This is a genomic window from Halorhodospira sp. M38 (assembly GCF_022227985.1).
Taxonomy (GTDB): domain Bacteria; phylum Pseudomonadota; class Gammaproteobacteria; order Nitrococcales; family Halorhodospiraceae; genus Halorhodospira; species Halorhodospira halophila_A.
Map to the genome: position 1 here is coordinate 1 of NZ_JAJNQP010000027.1, position 19,207 is coordinate 19,207.

The window sequence follows — 19,207 nt, forward strand, 5'->3', positions numbered from 1 at the left end:
CATCTCTCATTGCATGCACCTGCTCGGCTGTTTTGTTCTTCAGCGGCCCCATCCGCCCATACAGGTTGCCTAACCGAACAGTCAGCTACAACGAGTTGGACGCAACTCCGCCAGTGCGACATGTTTGCAGAAACGCCATCAAGGGAGAATTCGAGCAATTGCGTGCGCCGCCCTTCCTCAGCGAGGGATCTATGGTTGTCATTCTCGGCGTACGTGAGCCAATGGCCGTAACATCATTGCTTTCGTGGGTGAGAGCCAGAAACCTCTCTGAAAGGCTAAATCGTCCTGTAACTGCTTAGAAAGGATATCCGTGAACTTGTACCGCGTCTCGATATCATCGAGAGATGCTGAAAGCCCACTAGCCGTGGCTGACTCAAGGAGCTCAATCGCAGCTTGATGCTTCTGCACGGCTGTATGCCTCGGGCGGATACGCCACGCGTCACAGGTGAACCTCCCCGGTGCCATTTCGCGCAGATGACTGACTAAGACCGCATTGGCTTCCGCCCCCGCAAAAGTCCACCAAGCCTGCCCATCTGCAGCATCAACCCAGACACTGCCGGTCGGGGCCACCCAATCGAATTCGTCTTGAAGCTCCTCGAGAGCTTCCAGCGCTCGTCGTGATAGCACATCGTGGAGCTGATGGTTAATCAATGCGTCGGGAACAGCACGGGCAAGCTCCCAAGACAGGCCTGGGCCCGATCCGCTCCACCTCGCCTGACCTCCTGCATTGGCCGCTTCAACCCAAACCCGCCGTCGGCTCCAATCAATGTGGGTGACCTTCCATCCTCTCCCTGCCAGAGTCAAATAAACCGGCTCGTCCTTTGGCTGAATCAGGGACGTCTCGTCAACCAGACCCACTTCTGCTCTACCCTCCAAGACAGAGAACAATGGCGGTGCCATGAACACGGAGAAGAGTTCAAGGAAGTTTCTTCTTCCGTAAAGTCTTTCACCGTCATCACCGAGTGACACGAGGCCATCAGCTTCGAACAGCACTCCGTTGGCCAGAAGATGGTCGATGAGCCCATCACACTTACGTGGCTCGATTGCCGTCGCGTCGAGAAATGGTTGCAGCCACCTGAGCATCTCCGATCGGGGAACCCCGCCTTCCTGCAACACCAAGGCGAGGATCTGTTGCGCGAGGACATGAATGGGAAACGCCGGCGGTTCTACGGGTTCCACGAAACCCGAGCGCCAGAGGTGAAGCAGGCCGATTGTCTTCAGGAATGCGCCCGAAGAGGTCGCAAGGAAGAGTGCGTTTCTTCGACCGTTCCGGCGACCGGTGCGACCAAGTCTCTGAAGGAAGGATGCGACCGAGCCAGGGGCATCGATCTGGATCATGCGGTCAAGGTCACCGACATCGATGCCAAGCTCAAGAGTGCTTGTGGCTACTATTACGCAATCTCGCGCCTCAGCGAATGCCGCCTCGGCGCGCCGACGCTCGTCCTGGGACAGCGAACTGTGGGAGACGTAGGTCTCAACACCGTGCCCACCTAGCGCCACCGCAAGCTGTTCCACCTGGCGCCGGCTATCGCAGAACACGAGACGCTTCTCTCCGACGTGCAGACGCGAGATTACGATGGCGGCGTTATCCAGACTACCGACAAAGTCCAGCGTCACCTCCGGCGCTGTGGCCTCACCAGCGGCAGGAGCAATCACCTCGCCCTCGCCTTGTGCGCCCCCAACCAACCAGGAGAGCAGGGAGTCCGCGTCACCAACCGTGGCTGACAGGCCAAGCCGTTGTATCGGGTGAGAGCTGAGACCGGCCAAACGCCCGAGCAAGGCAATGAGGTGCCAACCGCGGTCATCTCCGGCGAAGGCATGAATTTCATCGACAATCACAATGCGAAGGTCAGCAAAAAGTGCCTTGTGGTCGGTGAGTCGGGAGACCAGCATCACCTCAAGGGATTCCGGTGTCGCGAGCAGGATATCAGGAGGGCTATCACGGAGACGCTTGCGCTCAGAGGCACCGATATCCCCATGCCAGACACCTACGGACCGCCCGAAAAGCGCGGCATAACCGCGCAGTCGATGCTCCAGGTCATTCAGTAGTGCCTTAATCGGGCACAAGTAGACGACTGACAATCCCCGCCAGTCCTCACTCAACATGCGCGAAAATACGGGGAGAATGGCCGCCTCGGTCTTGCCTCCTGCTGTCGGCGCGAGCAGTAACGCGTGCTTGCCTGAGATCAAAGGCTGGATGGCCTGTTCCTGGAGGGGCCGAAGGCTCGACCAACCGAGGCTATTCACCACATGGTGTTGTACGGCCGGATGGAATTGATCGAAAGCGTTCACGGCTATAGCTGGATGTCGTCAACGGAGCTTGTGCCGGCAGCCGCACGTTCCTGTGGCGTCAGTTCGTTGTGCGTGACCGTAAGCGCGTAGTGCTCCCGCGGTTCAAAGTCCGGGAACTGATCAACACGGTCCAGGATGTCCGCCACAAGCTTCTTCAGGAACAACCTTGGGGCAATCCCGACGTTCCCTCCGAGATTGCCGGTGACAGCCGTTGCCAGTGCCTCCAGGTACGCATCATCTACCTTGGCCAGGATGCGCTCCTGCGCTGGCGCCCCAGCAGCGAAGAGATCGCGGACCTTTTCGCCAACCGCCAGCAACCGTGCATGATCAAAGTTCTGTAGCCGAATTTGCGGAGCTCGCGGATTATCGAAACGGGGCTCTGTCTGGAAATCCACATGAAGCCTTTGCGCGAGCGGGGGCAGTCTTTGCACCCCCTGCGGTCCTTCGAAGAATGGCGGTGTTCCCGTCATCAAAAGGTACAGCCCCGGAAAACGGCCGGCATCGATTTCGTCCATCAATTGTCGGAGTGCATTCAACCCCTTGTCGCGCACATCACCCCGCACGCGTTGCAGCGTCTCAACTTCATCGAGGACCCAAACCAACCCCGGATGTCCGGAGTCCCGGAGCACGATCAGCAGTCCCTGAAGAAAACTCATCGCTCCGAAGTGATCAATATCCCCCTTGATCCCCGCGTAGCGCTTGGTACTGGCAGCCACGTTCGGTTGCCCTCCGAGCCAAGCCAGCAACCCGTCCGCAATGCCCTGTTCTCCCTCGCTGAGAGCGCGGCGATAGGCCCGCAGGCACGCCGCAAAAGCAGGGGCATTGCGATTCACTTCTTCAAGCTTGCGCTCCATGAGCGCAGTTGTCCGGTCCAGAAGCTCCGATTCGTCAGTGAGATCCGGATATTCAGCCAGGACGTCCTCTTCCAGGGTGAAGAACCAACCGTCCACAACGAGCCGGAGTGCCCCGTAACGGGTCCCCGCGACGGACAATCGCTCCACCAACCGGCGGTACACTGTTTCCAAGCGGTGCAACGGGGTTTCCGCTTCAGAGATCTGCACCTCAGTGGTCGCAAATCCCCGGCTGAGAGCTCGCTCCTGAAGCCATCGCGCAAAAAAGGTCTTGCCCGAACCGTACTCACCGCGCACTGCTTTGAACACGCCACGCCCCGCTTCAGCGGCAGTCAACTCATGATCAAGCGCTTCCTCGTATCCCTGCAGCCCAACGGCCAGTAAATCCAGGCTCTGTGCCGGCACCGTCCCTCGGCGTAGGGCGTCAAGGATTTCGTCCCGGCGTTCAGGGCTGATGCTATCGACGTCGCTCACTTTGCTAGTTCTCCCCGAGGTCGAACTGCTTCTGCAAAAGCCTGCGGTCGAGCAGTACCTCACGATTCGACGGGTCTTCGCGGACCACCGCGTACCCATCGACGTTCAACACCCTCTGCATTGCAGCCAGCTGCGTCCTGGCTCGAAACTCCGGCATTGCAAGCGTTGTTGCCAGCGCCTTTCGAGACAGGCGCCCGTCCGCCTCCAACAGTGACTTCAGGAACTGACGCAGCACCTCTTCCTTCGGCGCCACTCGGCCCGCAGCCTTCTGCTGCCTCTTGTAGGTGGCTGAAGACAATAATTGATCGACAAGATCGCCCAATCTGCCATGCTCCGACTCATCACCCTGTCCCGCCTCTTCGAGCAGACCCAGCTGGGGGTGATCATCACGGCGTGGGGCCACGGGCTGCGCAGGCGCAGACCGCTTGGCTAGCGCAGGAGCTTCTGTCTCCAGCGGTTCCCCATGCCACCAGGAGGGTTCGCGCTCGGGCAGAGCCTCCCAACCCGGCAGGTCATCCGAATCGTCCATTGCGATGAACCGAAGAACGGAAACCGGGACGACGATCTCCTGCGGTGTCACCCCGCCGTGGTATCCGTTACTTCGGCGAACATAACGGATGCTTTCACTCCAAGGGACGATTACAGAATCAACATCCAACCCTGCACGCACCGCCGGATTCTTCACAAGGATCTCGCCATCCCGTGGCTCTCCTTCCGTCCGGCGCCAACGGCCATCCTCGGCAGAACACGGCTTGTGACTGTGCCAGTCCATTACGTGCCCGTGATCACTGGTCAGAATCACGGTCCGACCGTTGATCCTTGCCGCCTCCAGCAGTGCTGATAACTGGCGGAACTGCTCCGTGCCCCACTTGAGACGGATCTGATCCGACTTGGCAAGATGATCATCAATGGCATTCAAGACGACACCAATAATCCGTCGCTTCGTATTCGCGATTTCCTTTCGCAGTTCCTCCGAAAGGTCAGCACCTCCCTCGCTCAAAGAGGCCTTGTGATACAGGGCAGGCTTCGGCCGACCAGCACCAAGAGCCTCCATCATGCCCTTGTGGCTCGCGAACTTCTTGCGTTCTCGATCAGCGTTCCCTTGGGAGATTTCCCCGCTGAGCAGGCTGGTGCGGGCGACGCTGGTGACGCTCGGCACGGTACTAAGGCCCGATAGGACACGGCGTGTCCCCGCAGGACCGTAGGCCGCCCACCCCTGCGCCGTGAGATCAGCTTCAAGTTCTCGGTATGCGCCGTAATCCATTCCGTCCATCACAAGCAGCAGGACTGGTGCCTCTTTCGCCAGGGGCGCAACCACACGGTCAAGGACTGACTCCACCCCCACGAACGCACTGTCAGCGAACGGCTGACGGTCCCAGTCAGCCAGTGCCTGTGCGAAGCGCTTATTGGTTTCCTCTCGATCCCGGCGGACAGCACTCAGCAGATTCTCAAGGGCAGCACCCAGCGTCTCGTCAGGTTCGGAACCCAGGAGCGTCCGCCGGGCCCAGTCCACAAAGCTGTGCTCGATCTGATGCCGCTCCGACAGCTTCTGAAGACCCGGCTGTGGCTTGGTAGCAGCCCTATCCGCCCGTGTTCCGACCAAATAGCGCAACAAACGCAGCGCCATGTTCAGCCGTTCAACGCGCTCGACATGCATCGCACTCAAGTGATGGGCCCGGACACGCGCCAACGCTTCCTCTACATCGTGAACCATGCCGGGCGCATCAAGCGCTGCATTCAAGGCGTTCGCAAACTCTACGAGCCGATTCTCCAGTCCCTGCTGCAGCAGCTGACTCTGAGCACCAGCCTCACTCACCTGCATTGCATCGAGCAGACTCTGTGCCCGTGATAAGTGCTTCTGTGCCGCTTCCGTATCGAGCTCACCCAACACTTCCCTGGCGATGTGAAACCAGCGCGCTCCCAATCCCGGGTCAAGCGGTTTTCCACCGAGGTACCGCTCCATTCGACCCACCGCGAGTTCCCGCCCACTCCTAATGGTGCCGTTCTTCTCGAACAGCACTTCGCAGACGAGACCAAGCGCCAAAAGGGACTCTGCATACCCGCTTTCGACGACAGTCAGAAAGAGAAGGGGTAAGTCTCCGGCACGCCTCTTTACCTCAGTGCGGAACACATCGCGACGGTCCGAATCGAGACGCTGCCAGTTCGCAGCCCCGGACGGCTGAAGAAGCCATCTCAGTAAGGCCTTTGCGTCAATAACGTCCTCGCCAAACTCCAGATACCTCCGGAACAAGCACCCCCAGACGGTATCTGCATCCAGCGTGTTGCCTTGACAGGGTGCGTACCCCTCAGCCGGCGCGCTTGCGATCAGCAGCTGTGCCAGCCAATCATCCCGAGGCACCCGTGGGTCCAGATCATCCGCACCGAAAAGCGCCAACACACTGTCCCAGGGATCAAGTCGATGGAGTCGTCGGCCCTGGAGTCGTGCCAACATGTCCTCCGGCAGATCGCTCTCGGACAGCGATGTCAGCACGACACCACGACCGTCCTGTGTTTCCAGTTCCGTCAACGCAAGGCCCATTGAGAGCACGGAATCGCATTGGCGAACCGGCCAGGTCGTACTGTTGATCTCAACGGTTTCTCCAGCGGACCAATGGCCACTCATGCCAATGGCCACGACACCTTCACCGTAGCGCGACACGAGGCCAGTAACCCGCGCCTCGATGGTTCGCGGCGTCGCGCCCGAGGCATGTGCCGCTGTTGGTGCCTGGTTATTCGTCATTGCCCCGCTCATCGTAGATCGTCCAGCTCACCTCCACTTCCGCCCGCTCGGAAACATCACGAAGGTCTGTCTTCAGCGCCTCGAAGGCTTCCGTGAGGCGCTGGGCACTCACCCGTCGCGTTCCACGAGATATCTGGCCAAAACCCGGTTGGGGGGGATCCGGCTCGGGCTTCGGTTCCGGGGGGGCGCTCCCGCCTCCTGTTGCGGCCTGCGTCAGAACTTCCAGGGCATTCTGCTGGGCCTGCTTGAGCCCTCCCACCAATGGCACGGTCTGCTCGTCGCGAATTAAGGCCTCACGAACCTGATCCAGCACTTCGTCAACGCGCTGTCCCCAAGCAGCCGGGAGATCTCGCAGCCTTGGCAGTACATCCCAAAGCCCCGACTGTTCCAGAGCATCGGCCAGCTCACTGGCTCGCCCAATAGACGCCCCAAGAGCGACGGTCGAGGTTGGCACCTCGGCATGAGCAACAGTCTCCACCAGGCGTTCGTCGTCCTCGTGCGCGAGTTGCTCGACAAGCACATGGGCTGCCTGCGCACTGCGCCGTCGATCAGAGCTTTCCGGATCGACATCAACCGACCGCAACCTCGCATCGAGCGCTTCACAAAGCCGCCCAACGGCTTCCCGGTTTGTCGCTGCCTGGTGCCGCAAACGATCGATGAGCGCCCCAACGTTCGTCGCGTTCAGTTGCGGTGCGATTGCCTCGCCAAACAGATGGCCGACACGCTCCAGCGCTTCGTTCCAGTCCGTCTGGTCTGGCAAAGCCTGCTCGCGCAGCTCGAGTTGGTCATCGAGCCGCTGAAGCTGTCCTTCAACGGGACCACCGTGAAGATGGAACCGGCGATTGGTCTGCTCGGCGAACGTTAAGATCACCAGATTCTGGACTTCTGTCGGCAACCCCATAGGCTGCTCACTCTCCAGCCACTGGCGCAAACGACCAACGGTCAACTGCTGGACGTCTTCATTGTGCAGCCGACGGAGAAAGCGATCCCGCCAATAGTCCCCGAGCACGAAGTGCGTTTCGCCCATATCCCCGAGCCGAAGCGGAACGGCGATTCCATGCATGGCCTCGCGGTCCTCTTTTGGCACCTCCACCCGACCCTCGGGTAAACCAGCGACGCGAGTGACGACATTAAGGACCTTTCGCAGCACGTTGACCCGGACCTCGATCCGGAACCTTGGATGTTCGGGGTAGTGCGCCACCAGCATCTGATCCATCAGATGCAGCAAGCTCTCCTTGAAGTTCGCCCCGACTGGGGGCTGCAGATGGATTCCTGACATCAGCGGGATAAAGTGATCATCCAGATCCTGATCGGAATCCACGGCATCCTCGTTGACACGGCTGATGCCGTAGGCAGTCAAGAGATTGGCCCTGACACGCTGACGTAACTGGTCCCGTTGATTGGTCAGGAGAATCTTCGCCTGATCGCGTTGCGCCTGGGAGAGATGATTCCCATAGGCTGCCAAATTCTGCCCGATCAGCACATGCTCAAGAACTGTGAGGCGACCCACCTCCTCCTGAGCCTTTGCGCTAAATGCCGACGGCAGCCAGACAAGCGTCGGGCTCTCTCCCTCCGCCTCCTGGAACTGCTGCACCTTCGCCCGGTCGTGTGAGACTGCATCACCGATAGGCAGGCTCATGACGACGCTCCAGGGTGCCTCGCTTGGCTTGAAGCCCTCGAGAACCAGGTCCTTGACCTTAATGATTTTCACTTCACATTGGCGGGGTGTGCCTCTCCAATGGAAGCCCAGCACCGGCGATCGCCACATGTCGTCCGTTTCTTTGAGATCCAGATCACTACCGATCATCTCCTTAATCAGGCGGCTTCGGGCGCCGTGTGTGTCCGCGTTCAGCGCATTCTGGAGGATGCCGTCGGTGTCGACGCCGACCAGCTGCAGGGCGATGGTGGCATCCGTGCCCTCATCACTGATCTTGATCTCCCCGATCTGGCTGGCCCAGCGCCGGCATTTTTGCAGTACCGCCGTCGCTTCCTGCCCCGGGATAGGCGAACGCACACTGCCGTGATTCAGCGTCGCCAGGCGAGCCGGTGTCATGGCTGCCAGCTCTTCCACCCCATCGGCGAGCGCTGCCAGCAGCAGGGTTTTCACCAACCTGTCGTCGGCCCGGAACGCTTTCTCCTGGCCGGCGGGCAATTCACCATTGTCCAGCGCCTCAGCCGTCGTGTTGTACTGCTCCGCGAGCAATGGCAGAAACTGGTTGCGATACAGGCGGCGAGCATTGTCGAAGTGGATGCGCATCGCCTGGGAAAACGGCTCATCGCCGTTCGCCAGCACGTCGTAGAGATCCCCCACCGGCACGATGTCGCCCAGCTCCAGCGTATCCCGCTGATCGACAAGCAGCTGGAGCATCAGCTTCAGCGCAGTGCGCTCGCGCTGGAGCAGCGCGGACAGCGCAACCAGCGCCTTCACCAGTACAGGACTGAATGGATAAACCTGGCGGAACTGCTCCTTGGTGTATTCACGCGTGAGCAGCGTCTGCAGAACGCCCTCCCGCACATTCGCCGCCTGCTCAAACGCCTCCTGGAGCTTCTTTCTCGCATCGTCGGACTTCGGCCGCAACAGGCGCTTCTCGACAATCGCTGGAAGGTTTCGATCCTCAAGCGTGATCTTGTCGAAGCGGGCCTCCCACCAGTTGAGCACATCGGCAAAGCGCATCTGCTCATTGCCCCCCATGTGCTCGCTTACGAGGTCACGCAGGTCCCGCTGACGCGCAATAAAACTCACGATCGGGATCGGCCGACTCGCCTCCATGGACTCGACTAGCTTCGCGACCTTCTGCCCTTCCCGGTTGATAAAGGCCTCGTCCGAGGCGTGGCTCGCCAACCAGAGAATCAGCTCGTCCAGGAAAAGCACCAACCCGTCATACCCGAGGTCCCGGGCATGGCGGGAGATGACAGCCAGTCCCCGGTCCAGATCCACCAGACCTTGAGCGTCATCCCCGGCCAAATCCCCCGCATGACCAAAGTAGCTATCGACCAGGTCCGTGATCAGACGATCACGAAGATCGGTGCCCGGCTCTGCTTCCATGGCGGCGTCAAAACTCTGCGGGTCCCAGCCGCCGGAGAAATCGCCCCAGCCATCGTCACCTCCCTGCTCGGCACCCAGATTGGCGAAGAAGGCTTCATCGCCCATATTTGCACGCAGTTTGCGGGCATCCTCGAATAGGCCCTCGCTGCGGTACACCGGCGGCGTTGGCGCATCCGGATGCAAACGCTTGATGTAGGTAACGTAATGCCCCAGCACGGCAGCCTCCATGCTGCGCGCACCAATCATGTGGTACGGCACCACTAGCACACGCTTCTGCTGGGTCCAGCTATTGTGCTTGTGGATGACGTTGGCCAGCTCGGGGATCGAGCGTGCATCTGCACTCCCCTGCAGAAGCAGGGTCAACACCGCCATGAAATGGCTCTTACCGCTACCGAAGCTCCCGTGCAGGTATGCGCCCTTGCTGGTGTGCCCCTCCAGAGCGGTTTTCACCAGACTCATCGACTGGTCGAAGCAGCCACGTAACTCCGGCGTAACCACATAGCTGCTCAACGTGCCTTCAGGGTCCTGCACGCCTTCGGTCAGGCGAAGCACGAAATCCCCCTGGTGGACCTCGTTCGGCACATCAATGATGTCTGCGATCTTCGTCATGCTTGGTCCCGCTCTACTTTTCAGACTGCGCGGCTACCTGGAGTAGCAGCGCGGTTGTATTGTCCGACGATCCCTCTGAGGCAGCACGCTTCAGGCAGTCCAACAGCCCTTGCAACGCGCCCTCCGCATCTGTCGCTCTGCGCAGCGCAGCAGGCCACCTGGATTGAACCAGCTTCGCCGGATCGGGAACGGCCCAGAGGCCGTCCGTGGCCAGCAAGTACCGTGCGCCCGGCACCAGTGCAATAACCCGACAGTCCGCTTTGTCGCGCAGCGTATCCGGCAAATCACCCGCCGAAAGGTGGCGCAACTCCGGCGCCAACCCTCCACCGCCCTCACCCAGAGCGCTGCCCAGCACGAACGCCTGACTGATCCGGCTGCCCGGGCGTTGGTGCACTTCACGGTGCCAGCTTTCTGCGCTGATCTGCCCACTGATCAGCGCCCGCGTGGCAGGCGCGTGATCCATGGTGAAGACAGACACGGCGCCGTCGTCGTCCATGGCGTACAGGCGGCTATCGCCGACGTGGTACAGCCAGGCCTCGCTGCGCGAGACCACCTCCAACAGCGTCAGCGTACAGCCGGGCGATCGCAGGGTATTGCCCCACTTTTCGTGCAGGTCTGCATGCAGCGCGTCAAGCTTCTTCACCAGATCGTTCGGTCCATCCGCCGCCGGCATCTCTGCAACCCGGGCAACGACCGATTCTGCTACTTCGCGACCATGCTGGTGTCCACCCATACCGTCCACCACACCAACACGCAGCCTGCCGGAGGGCCAGTCCGGGTGAACAACGCAGTCAGGCGTGCCGTCCTTCAGGTACGTCGCTTTGCCGGTTGCATCGACGATCACGACGTTGTCCTGGTTTTCCTCGCGCTCTCCAGCTCTCAGCGCACACAGACTGAACCACGCCACGGCCAGCCCATCGGGAGTTGCAGCACCTTCCAATCGGCCCCGCACGTACCCCGTGGCCGGCGCGAAGTCGAGATTCAACTGCCCGCTATGCGCCATGCCCGCCGTGCCTCACCGATGAACCCCAGTACGCCACATATCTCTGCCTATTACTTCCTTCGCCGAGTCACAGGCGGTGTCCAGGCGGTGAGATCGGCCCTTGTGAGTCCCAGCTCCTGCAGCTGGCTGGCTAGGTACGTCTCAAAGAAATCCCCCATGCGGCCGAACTCCGGGTCCGGCTCGTTGTGCCACTGCTTCACCCAGGGCAAGAGCTCATCCATCGCCGCAAGCAACGGCGTCAGGCGTGTCGCTGGCCAGCCTGCCTCCTGGCGGCGATCGGTATAACACCCTGCAACGGCCTGCAAGCGCTGCAGGCTGTCCCATCCGGCCCAGCCAATCAGCAGGCCGTCGTCACCGTCCGGGCTGCAATGGGGAAGGCTGAAGAAGCGCTCCTTGGGAACATCCAGAGAACCGCGCAGGCGCCAGAAAGTCGTGTTCAGGAAATCTGCTGTCTTGTACTTGGGCGGCACCGGGATGTCCCCAACGCGCCGCCGCTTCTCCTTGTCCTGTTCCCCCTTCAGCCTTTGCTGAAAGTCCTCGTCGGACTCATTCTCACGCCGCGCCATGCTTGCGGCCACTTTCGCGTCAACCGCATCTTCCTGGCGCTGTAGCTCCCAGGTGCGCTCCCAGTCGGCCCTTTTCCGCAGGCCGTCCTTCTTGTACCGGAGCACTGGCAACAGGGGGACGGACTCACCCTCGATCAGTTCCGCCACCAGTCGCTGAACATTCACGCCGCTCTGTCCTAGATAGAGTTCAGCGACGGCAACGAAGTCCTGATCCGTCTCAGCCAGGCCCGCCAATGAGTTGGTCGTCTGCAGCGTGTGAGTGTTCCAGTAGCGGCCCTCCTCCAAGCGATCAAGCAGCCACTCCCGCAAGGCATCCCGCTCAAGATCTTCCCAATTATCGACGTTCCACCGCCGCTTGTACTCCGGTTGTTCAAGCAGGTTGATGTATCGGTTACCCTCGATGCACTGGATGCGCTCTTCCACCAACCGTCGATAGTCTTCTGGCCAATGCTCGGGCACCTCGGTGACGGGCTGAGAGCCATGGCGGTCGAACCAGGTCGTTTCCAACTCACCCGCTCCCATGGAGCGCGCCATGGCAATCTCAAAAGCCCGCTCACCACACCGAACGGGCGGTGGGGTTCTGGGGTCACCATTCGAATCCGAATAGTGCAAACTATAGGGAGCAATCCCATAAAGGTGGTAGCACTCCCAGTCAATCTCCTCTTGCAACCCAATCATGCGCATCAGGACTCGACGGTCTTTATCCCTAATTTCTTCTAGGTCTGCACGAGAAGCAGGCAAACAGGCCTTTAAGTAATAGGGATAAATATTCCTTCTTTTTTTTGCCAGTTCGTCAATTTCTGAACCCCAAAAAATAGAGAAATCATTTAGAAGAGGAAATCGCTTCACATTACTCGAATTAAACTGATAGAAATTCTCAAACGAGTCCGTTGTCTGACGCGCCCCCTTTGAATCGACTGTACTGCCTTTGTTATGGCAAACTTGTTTCAGCCAAAAACACGCAACCGAACTGTTAAGAACAGCCAGGAAACTTACGCAATCTAGATATGAAAACGACGAACCAAGCTTTATCACTGGCGCCGACCTGTTAAAAACAAACCCCTCCTCATCAAGGACAAAATGATTATGGGTTGCGATCTCAGAAAATGCGATAGACCGCCTATCTTTAGCACGCCCCCTTGGGAACTGATGGTAATCAAACCAAGAAACTCCTCCCTCCTTGTAGGTGGCTCCACTGAAGGTCTTGCGAGCCCCAAGAAACGTCCTAAAGAGGAACAGCCAAACTCTTTCTACCCGCGCAGGAAGACAAGAAACAATATTCAATTCTTCGTCGAAAGGAAAAAATATTGACTCAAAAAAAGAAAGACACCAGTGCCTAACAAACTCGCCCCTCACTTGAAAACGAAACCAGTCACCCAAGCCATATCTATCAATGAAATCATTTGGCAATACAAAGATTTCGTCTGCATGAGTATCTTGATAGAACCCAACAGATGTAACCCTCGCACCAAGTGAGACACGATTTTCCTCTATCAATATCTTGACATCTTGCGCCGCCCCACTGGAAAGGCTCCATGGGTGAACAGAAAGGATTCCTCTATCAATATCTTCGACGGAAATATACTCGCTCTGACTTCCAACACAATCAACCTGATCAACAATTGCTTTCCATACTTTTCCTTGCGAGGAATCCACTGGCGTACCAGGCTCACCTTTAAGGCTCACCAACGCACGCACTTTGTCGGAGGAGGGCTTCTCTGACTTACCTAAAAGAATAATCGTTGTAACGCCATGACCTGGTATATATGCCCCAGCTGTATGAATTAGATGAGTAACATTTACTTTCGGAAGGAAAGACTCAACCAGCTTCTTTCCAAACTCCCTTCGCATGAAATTGTCAGCAATAATCATTCCGACATACCCGGAGGGCAATCGCCCTCCCCCCGGCATTGCTAGGAGAAAAAACCTCTCGGCGAAAGGGACTGTTAAAGCATACTGACGACTGCAGGATTGGTAGAACCTTCTGTATAAAGCGTTCTGTGCCTTATCTTTTACGGTTATGTAAGGTGGATTACCGACAACCGCATGATAATGCCTGCCCAAGAGACGAGTTAGGGCTTCGCTGTCCTCCGCCTCATATGCATGGCCGAAGGTTGGGTCTTGCCGCATGGACGCCGAGTGGTCCATTCCCAACTCATCAAGCGGGAGTCCGTGCAGCAGACTGTCGCCGGCAGCCAGCTCGAAGTGGTAACCCGGTGCCTCCTTTACTCTGCGCACACCTTCTGCCTTCAGCGCAGCGACCAGAAGACGGAATCTGGCGATATTGACGGCGAATGGATTAATGTCCACACCCGCGACCGCAGCAAGCACCTTGCTCACCTGCTCACGAATGGGCATTCCGGGTGCCTTTCGCTGCCACCGACCGAGAAGCCGGTGAAAGGCCCCGATCAGAAAGTGCCCTGATCCACATGTCGGATCGATCAGGCGGACTTCCTCCAGATCGAAGTCCTCAATGGCAGGCTCCAGCGTCCGGTCAAGGATGAACTCCTCAACGAACTCTGGCGTCTGCAGCAGGGCAAACTGCTTTCGAGCATGCTCAGAGAGCTGTTCGTAAAGATCCCCCAGAAAACGCGTCTCCCATTCCGGATCGGTGAAATCGTGAACGAGCTCGCCCGTTTCCGGGACAACCCGTCGCCAGAACTCCCAGAGATCGCGGGCGGCGTCACCTGAAGGCGTGAGCTGCCATAACGGATTGTGCCGCTTGTCGAAGAGTTCCTTCAGTGCCGGCAGGGTCCCGACCGTCCTGAATACATCGAGGAAGTAGTCACGGTCACTGTCCGTGGGGTGTTCACGAAAATACCCGTCGCGTCGCTCCCGTGCCTGACGCGCCCGGTCACCCGGGCCCGTGATGAAAGGCTCCGGCAGCAACCCGTTATCTTCCAGGAAGCGCACGAACACGCCACCCAGTACCCACGCGACCGCACCCTGCGTCAGCATGCCCTCGCGCCATTCGTTGTAGGTCGCGGCGGTTCGCCCGCTATCGCGGGCCTGGCTGTATTCGCCCTGCAGTCGGTCTCGAACGGCATCTACGGTGTCACTGCGTTCCCGCAGGTCTTCGGTGAGCTGCCGGACCTGTTGCTGCAGGTCCCGGCGCAGGGTTTCAAGCTCTACAGGCATCTTTTCTATTTCCGTTCTAATTGGTCTTGCAGAAGCAATGAGGTCAGGCGTTCGCCGGTGCATCCAGCCAGTGGCGATCGGCGTGTAACCATTCCGATGCATGCACGATGGGTAGAGCCTGATCGTCGATGACCGGCATGGTGGTCGCGCTTGAGCCGGGGAGGAGCAGGAGTACCCCCGGGTGCTTGCCTTGTTCGCAGGCATCGCGCACCTGATTCAGCAGCGCAATATGCCCGTAGCGAACCAGCAGGCCCGGATTGAGGAGCAGCAACGGCTGGGGCGGCTCAATGACGTGCGGGCGCATCCGGCGAACCGCTTCCCCGACGACCTGCAACAGTTTCTTCCAGTCCGGCCCCTTTGGACCAGCGGCGTCCGCTTCAAGGACCTTCGACCACTGCACCCGCCGTTCATCGGCAACGTCGCGCATGGCCCGAAGCAACTCGCCTTCAAGGTTGTAAGCCTGAAGGCCGTAACCGCTCGCCAATCGCCTCTGGGCCTTCACCATATGGCGCGGACCAATGCGCAGGGCTAAAAAGCGCCCTTCACTGGCAACGCGTCGCACCTTGCGCTCGACCTCCGCGGCGCGTTCACCTTGCTCATCATCATCGAGGCTGGTGGTATCACGTGTTTCGCCTGCAGTCGCCGACGTGTAGGCACTCGCGACCGTGTACTGCCCCTGTTTGCCATCCCACTTTAGCTGCGAGCCCACGCGCTCCAAGAGTTCGTCCAGCTTGGGATGATCCGGGAGAGGCTCCGCCTCGGGATAGCGTCTCGCAATGCGATGTCGAATATCCCGGGGTTTGAGGGCCTTGGGCCCGATCAATGCGCCGTAGCCAAGGCGCAAGGCTCGCTCGGCGTGCATCCCCCGGGGGTAGACTTCCAGGCGACTCGACAACGCGGCGTTCTCCGAACTTGCAATCGCCAGGTTGAGGAGCCGGTTGTCGGGGAGCTGCGGTTCTGGCGCCTCCACCGACCGAAGAACTTCAATCACTCGCTGAGGCGGAAGAAGCGGGTCCTCCTGCGCCATGCGGTCCGCTTCGCCCCCAAGACGTTCCGCATAGCGCGCACGCGTCTCGCCCCCGAGCTCACCCCAGACTTCCTCAAGATGCTGAGTGCCGAGCAGGAACGTGTGTCGCTGACCGCGAAACACGACAAAGCGGGGCTTCTCCACCGCGTCCTCGGCCTCTGAAGCCGCGGCAGCAACGGCCATCGCCCGGCGGAACCGCTCGTCCCCTTCGGTGGTGGCCCCGCGGGTGGCGATCAAGCCGTGGCAGAGTTCCGTGAGGGTGAGAACACCACCGTGACGGCGCACCAGTTCCGCCACATCCTGACGCAGTGCGCTCATCCAAGGATGTTTGTTCCAGCGCTCACGGGCCTGCTCAAGGACCTCCTCGAGGCTCTGGCGGGATACACCGAGGCGCCTGGCTGCATCCCTGGGATCCGCCCACTCACCAACAGGCCGCTCTTCGTCGCCCCCCCCAGACCGCTGCTCGTCAGGGACCACCAGGCCGAGGAAGCCTCGCAGCAGCATCGACTCTTCGTCCTTGAGGCGGTTATGCAGAATCCGCGAGATGACCCTATCGAGGCTCCAGTACTGCGGTGCACTGGCAGGCGCAGAGCTGTCGTCCTCGTCGACCTGCGCGTCCCCGTTATCGAAATGACGGCGCAGCCGCTCAGCAATGTTGCGGATATCGGCAACGGTGCTCTGGCCAAGCCCCTTGTTCCGGTACAGGCGAATGCGGGGTAAACGCAGAAGGTCATCGATCTGGTTCACGCCAAGGCGGTCGACGAGTGCGTTCATGAGCCGGCCACTCAGTCCAAGTTCGGCAATGGGCGTTGTGCGCTCGAGGTGCGGCAGCGCCTCGGCGAGTAGGGCGTCGAGATCCGGTTCGTCGCCGTCATGCGTTGTACGGGTGGGACGGTCGACGTTCTCGAATACCCGGAACCAGGCACGACGCATATCCTCCGCTGTATCGAAGCGATCCTTGGGCTCCCGCGCAAACGCCTTGCGGAAGAACCGGCTCAAACCATCGCGGACGGAGGCGTCGAACTGCTCTGTATCGAGATGGACTTCATCGTCGGTGAGCGTCGGATCGCTGTAGCCATCCCCCCAGGACGGAGTCACCCCTGTGGCCATCTCGTAAAGCGTTACCGCAACCGCATACCGCTCCGCGTGCAGATCCCACCGTTGCGGACGGCGTTTGGGCAGGAATGGATCCAGATACGGCGGCGTACCGGCTCGGATGTTTTCTTGCGGGGTTCCAGACAGGGAGAAATCAAACAGGACCAGCGTAAGCTTCTTGCCAGGTGTCTCGCCGATACCAATGTTGTCAGGCTTGATATCCCGGTGGGAGACGCCAACCTGCTCAAGCCAGGCCGTGACCTGCAGTAGTTCGTCGCCGAAACGCTGCAGCAGATCAAGGCTGAGTCTCCCCTCTTCACGGATTCGCTGGGCAAGGGTTTCCGTGCCGGACTTGTTTTCGGCACCTGCTCTCGCGAGGAACAGCGCGGCGTGCCCGGAAACCGTGATTTGATCATAGAGTTCGACAACATTCTGATGCCGTAGCTGCCTCAACGCCTCGCCTTCCCGCTCGATGCGGTCATTGAGGCGCGGCTCAAGTGCAACCTTCAGGACCCCCTCACGGCCATCGTGACGCGTGACCAGCAACGCGACAGCAGTCGAGCCTTTGCCGAGCCGCCGTTTAACGGTAAAGCCTCCCTCCAGCACGTCCTTGTGCCGCGCATCGAGCGGGTTCGGTTGATCCGATAGGTCCGGACGCGTCAGCTCCTCTTCGACTTCTTCGAGCCCGACCAGGAACTCGTCGACGCCGTTGAGCCGATCCATTGCTTCCGGGCGTGTCGACTCGCGGATCAACTGATCAAGGAACGTCGGGGCCGCGTCCATGACATCCGAGAGCTGAAGCCCATCCTTGGCCTCGAGCGTGGCACGTAGACTCTCTGCACTGTCCGCAGGAGGCGTCTCAGAAAAGAGGTAGTAGGCAAGACACCCCAGGGAGAAGACATCCATGCGCTGATCGTCATACCCCGCGCCTACCATCGCCTCCGGCGCAATGAACGCCTCCGCCTGGTTGCCACCCCAGTAACTGGGTGCAGACGTCTCTGCGATCGACAGACGGGTGCTGGATTCGGTGTCAGTGCCCTGGCGGGCGCTTTGCCAGTCGAAAAGCTTGACGCTCAGACCGGCCTGCTTGTCCTGGTATACGAGGATGGATTCGGGACTCAACGCCCTGTGATAAAGCCGATTGCCGTGAGCGAACTTCACCGTTTCGGCGATCTGGCGAATGAGTTCAAGCCGCGTGCCGGAATCGAGACTCTTCCGGTGCACTGGCAGCCACTGATCCAGCCGCTCGACCCCTTCCGGATGCTCGAAGACCAGTGCCGGGCCACGCTCGTGCTCGGTGAACTGCTCCACCTGAAGGATGCCGGGATGCTTGACGCCATCCAGGATGCGGTACTCCCGCTCCGCCGCTTTCTGACGCTCCTTCCGGCTCGTCTCGGAGGTCGTCAACGCGTAGGGATAGATGCGCACGCGTCTATGACTGCGCTCAAAGCGGACGTGCGTGGCCTCCCAGTCCTGATAAAGATCGGTCTCGCGAAGCAGCCCTTCCAGCCGGAAGTCACCAACCTTGTTCTCCTGCTGGGACTTGCGTATCCCGCACTGCTCCATGGCCTGCTTGATCTGTCGTGAGAGACCATGGTCAACGGAGGCCTTGGAGGTACCATCCAGTTCACCCCGCAGCAGCGGGATAATCCCCTCCTGCTGGCTCTTCGCCGTTTGTTCAGGCAAGTAGACGCCAGCACGGGCGTTACCTTTCAACTGACAGTCGAGATTGGTGTTGGAGAGGAAAACCACCGCTTCGATATAGGGTATGCGGCCGCCCCCCTTCTTGAATGCCCGCTGGGCCTGCAACAAGCTTTTCAGCTTTTTGGCCTTCCGGTTGGCGAGCAACAGAGGGTTATCGAAGCTGCTGGTGCGGCCATCCCGGGTCCACGTCCATGTTCCGGCATCCCCGCTGATCTTGCCCGGGTGGCTCTTGATCTCGACGAGATAGATCCGACTGCGCGAGACCAGGAGCAGATCGACCTCGTTGACGCTCCCGTCGTCGGCGACAAACTCGAAGTTCACCCAGGCCCGGAAAGGTTCGTGGTCCGGGAGCCTGGGCCGGAGGTAGTCCAGCGCTTGCCGCTCCCACGGGAATTGGGATTCGGTCACAACTTGCCAGCGTGGTGGTTCCATAGCCTCCTCGATCCCTTGGTGTGCGCAGCCGCCGCCATGGTACGTGAGATGAGCAACTGTCGTCCCCTGCTCCTGTCGATGCCCTATGCCCTACGACGTGCTGCCTAACGCAGGTCCCATGCCTCCGCCAGGTGATTCACCAGCTGGCGTTGCCGCTCGCTGACTTCATCGACAGTCCACCTGTCATAGCCCAGCACCTGCGTTGACGATGCGTAGAGTGAGACGCCGTG

Annotated in this window: 7 protein-coding genes; all 7 read right to left on the reverse strand. The window is 59.7% G+C overall.

From position 1 onward, the window contains the following. Positions 1-198 precede the first annotated feature (198 nt). The 7 genes from LRA98_RS11660 to pglW are packed head-to-tail and all read right to left on the reverse strand — an operon-like array spanning position 199 to position 18,977. A complete protein-coding gene (locus LRA98_RS11660; protein ID WP_238634088.1) occupies positions 199-2,292 on the reverse strand; it encodes a DEAD/DEAH box helicase in 2,094 nt (697 codons plus the stop codon). Positions 2,293-2,294: 2 nt separating this feature from the next. Beyond that, entirely contained in the window at positions 2,295-3,617 is a 1,323-nt protein-coding gene (gene brxD, locus LRA98_RS11665; RefSeq protein ID WP_238634087.1) for a BREX system ATP-binding protein BrxD, read from the reverse strand. A 4-nt stretch (positions 3,618-3,621) separates the two neighbouring features. Beyond that, positions 3,622-6,357, reverse strand: a complete 2,736-nt coding sequence (pglZ, locus tag LRA98_RS11670) for a BREX-2 system phosphatase PglZ (protein WP_238634086.1) — start codon at positions 6,355-6,357, stop codon at positions 3,622-3,624. Next, positions 6,347-10,012, reverse strand: a complete 3,666-nt coding sequence (locus LRA98_RS11675; RefSeq protein WP_238634085.1) for a phage resistance protein — start codon at positions 10,010-10,012, stop codon at positions 6,347-6,349. The genes pglZ and LRA98_RS11675 overlap by 11 nt, the downstream gene beginning before the upstream one ends. A 13-nt stretch (positions 10,013-10,025) precedes the next feature. Continuing rightward, positions 10,026-11,015 (reverse strand): PP2C family protein-serine/threonine phosphatase, encoded by a 990-nt coding sequence (locus LRA98_RS11680; RefSeq protein ID WP_238634084.1) that lies wholly within the window; start codon positions 11,013-11,015, stop codon positions 10,026-10,028. Between the two features lie 50 nt (positions 11,016-11,065). Further along, complete coding sequence (pglX, locus tag LRA98_RS11685; protein WP_238634083.1) at positions 11,066-14,719, reverse strand: BREX-2 system adenine-specific DNA-methyltransferase PglX; 3,654 nt, start codon at positions 14,717-14,719, stop codon at positions 11,066-11,068. A 43-nt stretch (positions 14,720-14,762) separates the two neighbouring features. Continuing rightward, complete coding sequence (pglW, locus tag LRA98_RS11690) at positions 14,763-18,977, reverse strand: BREX system serine/threonine kinase PglW (RefSeq protein ID WP_238634082.1); 4,215 nt, start codon at positions 18,975-18,977, stop codon at positions 14,763-14,765. Positions 18,978-19,207: the final 230 nt, after the last annotated feature.

Excerpts from the sequence above, each read along its gene's own strand:
- LRA98_RS11680 (WP_238634084.1), bottom strand. The coding sequence starts at position 11,015 with ATGGCGCATAGCGGGCAGTTGAATCTCGACTTCGCGCCGGCCACGGGG.
- pglW (WP_238634082.1), bottom strand. The coding sequence starts at position 18,977 with ATGGAACCACCACGCTGGCAAGTTGTGACCGAATCCCAATTCCCGTGG.
- pglZ (WP_238634086.1), bottom strand. The coding sequence starts at position 6,357 with ATGACGAATAACCAGGCACCAACAGCGGCACATGCCTCGGGCGCGACG.
- pglX (WP_238634083.1), bottom strand. The coding sequence starts at position 14,719 with ATGCCTGTAGAGCTTGAAACCCTGCGCCGGGACCTGCAGCAACAGGTC.
- LRA98_RS11675 (WP_238634085.1), bottom strand. The coding sequence starts at position 10,012 with ATGACGAAGATCGCAGACATCATTGATGTGCCGAACGAGGTCCACCAG.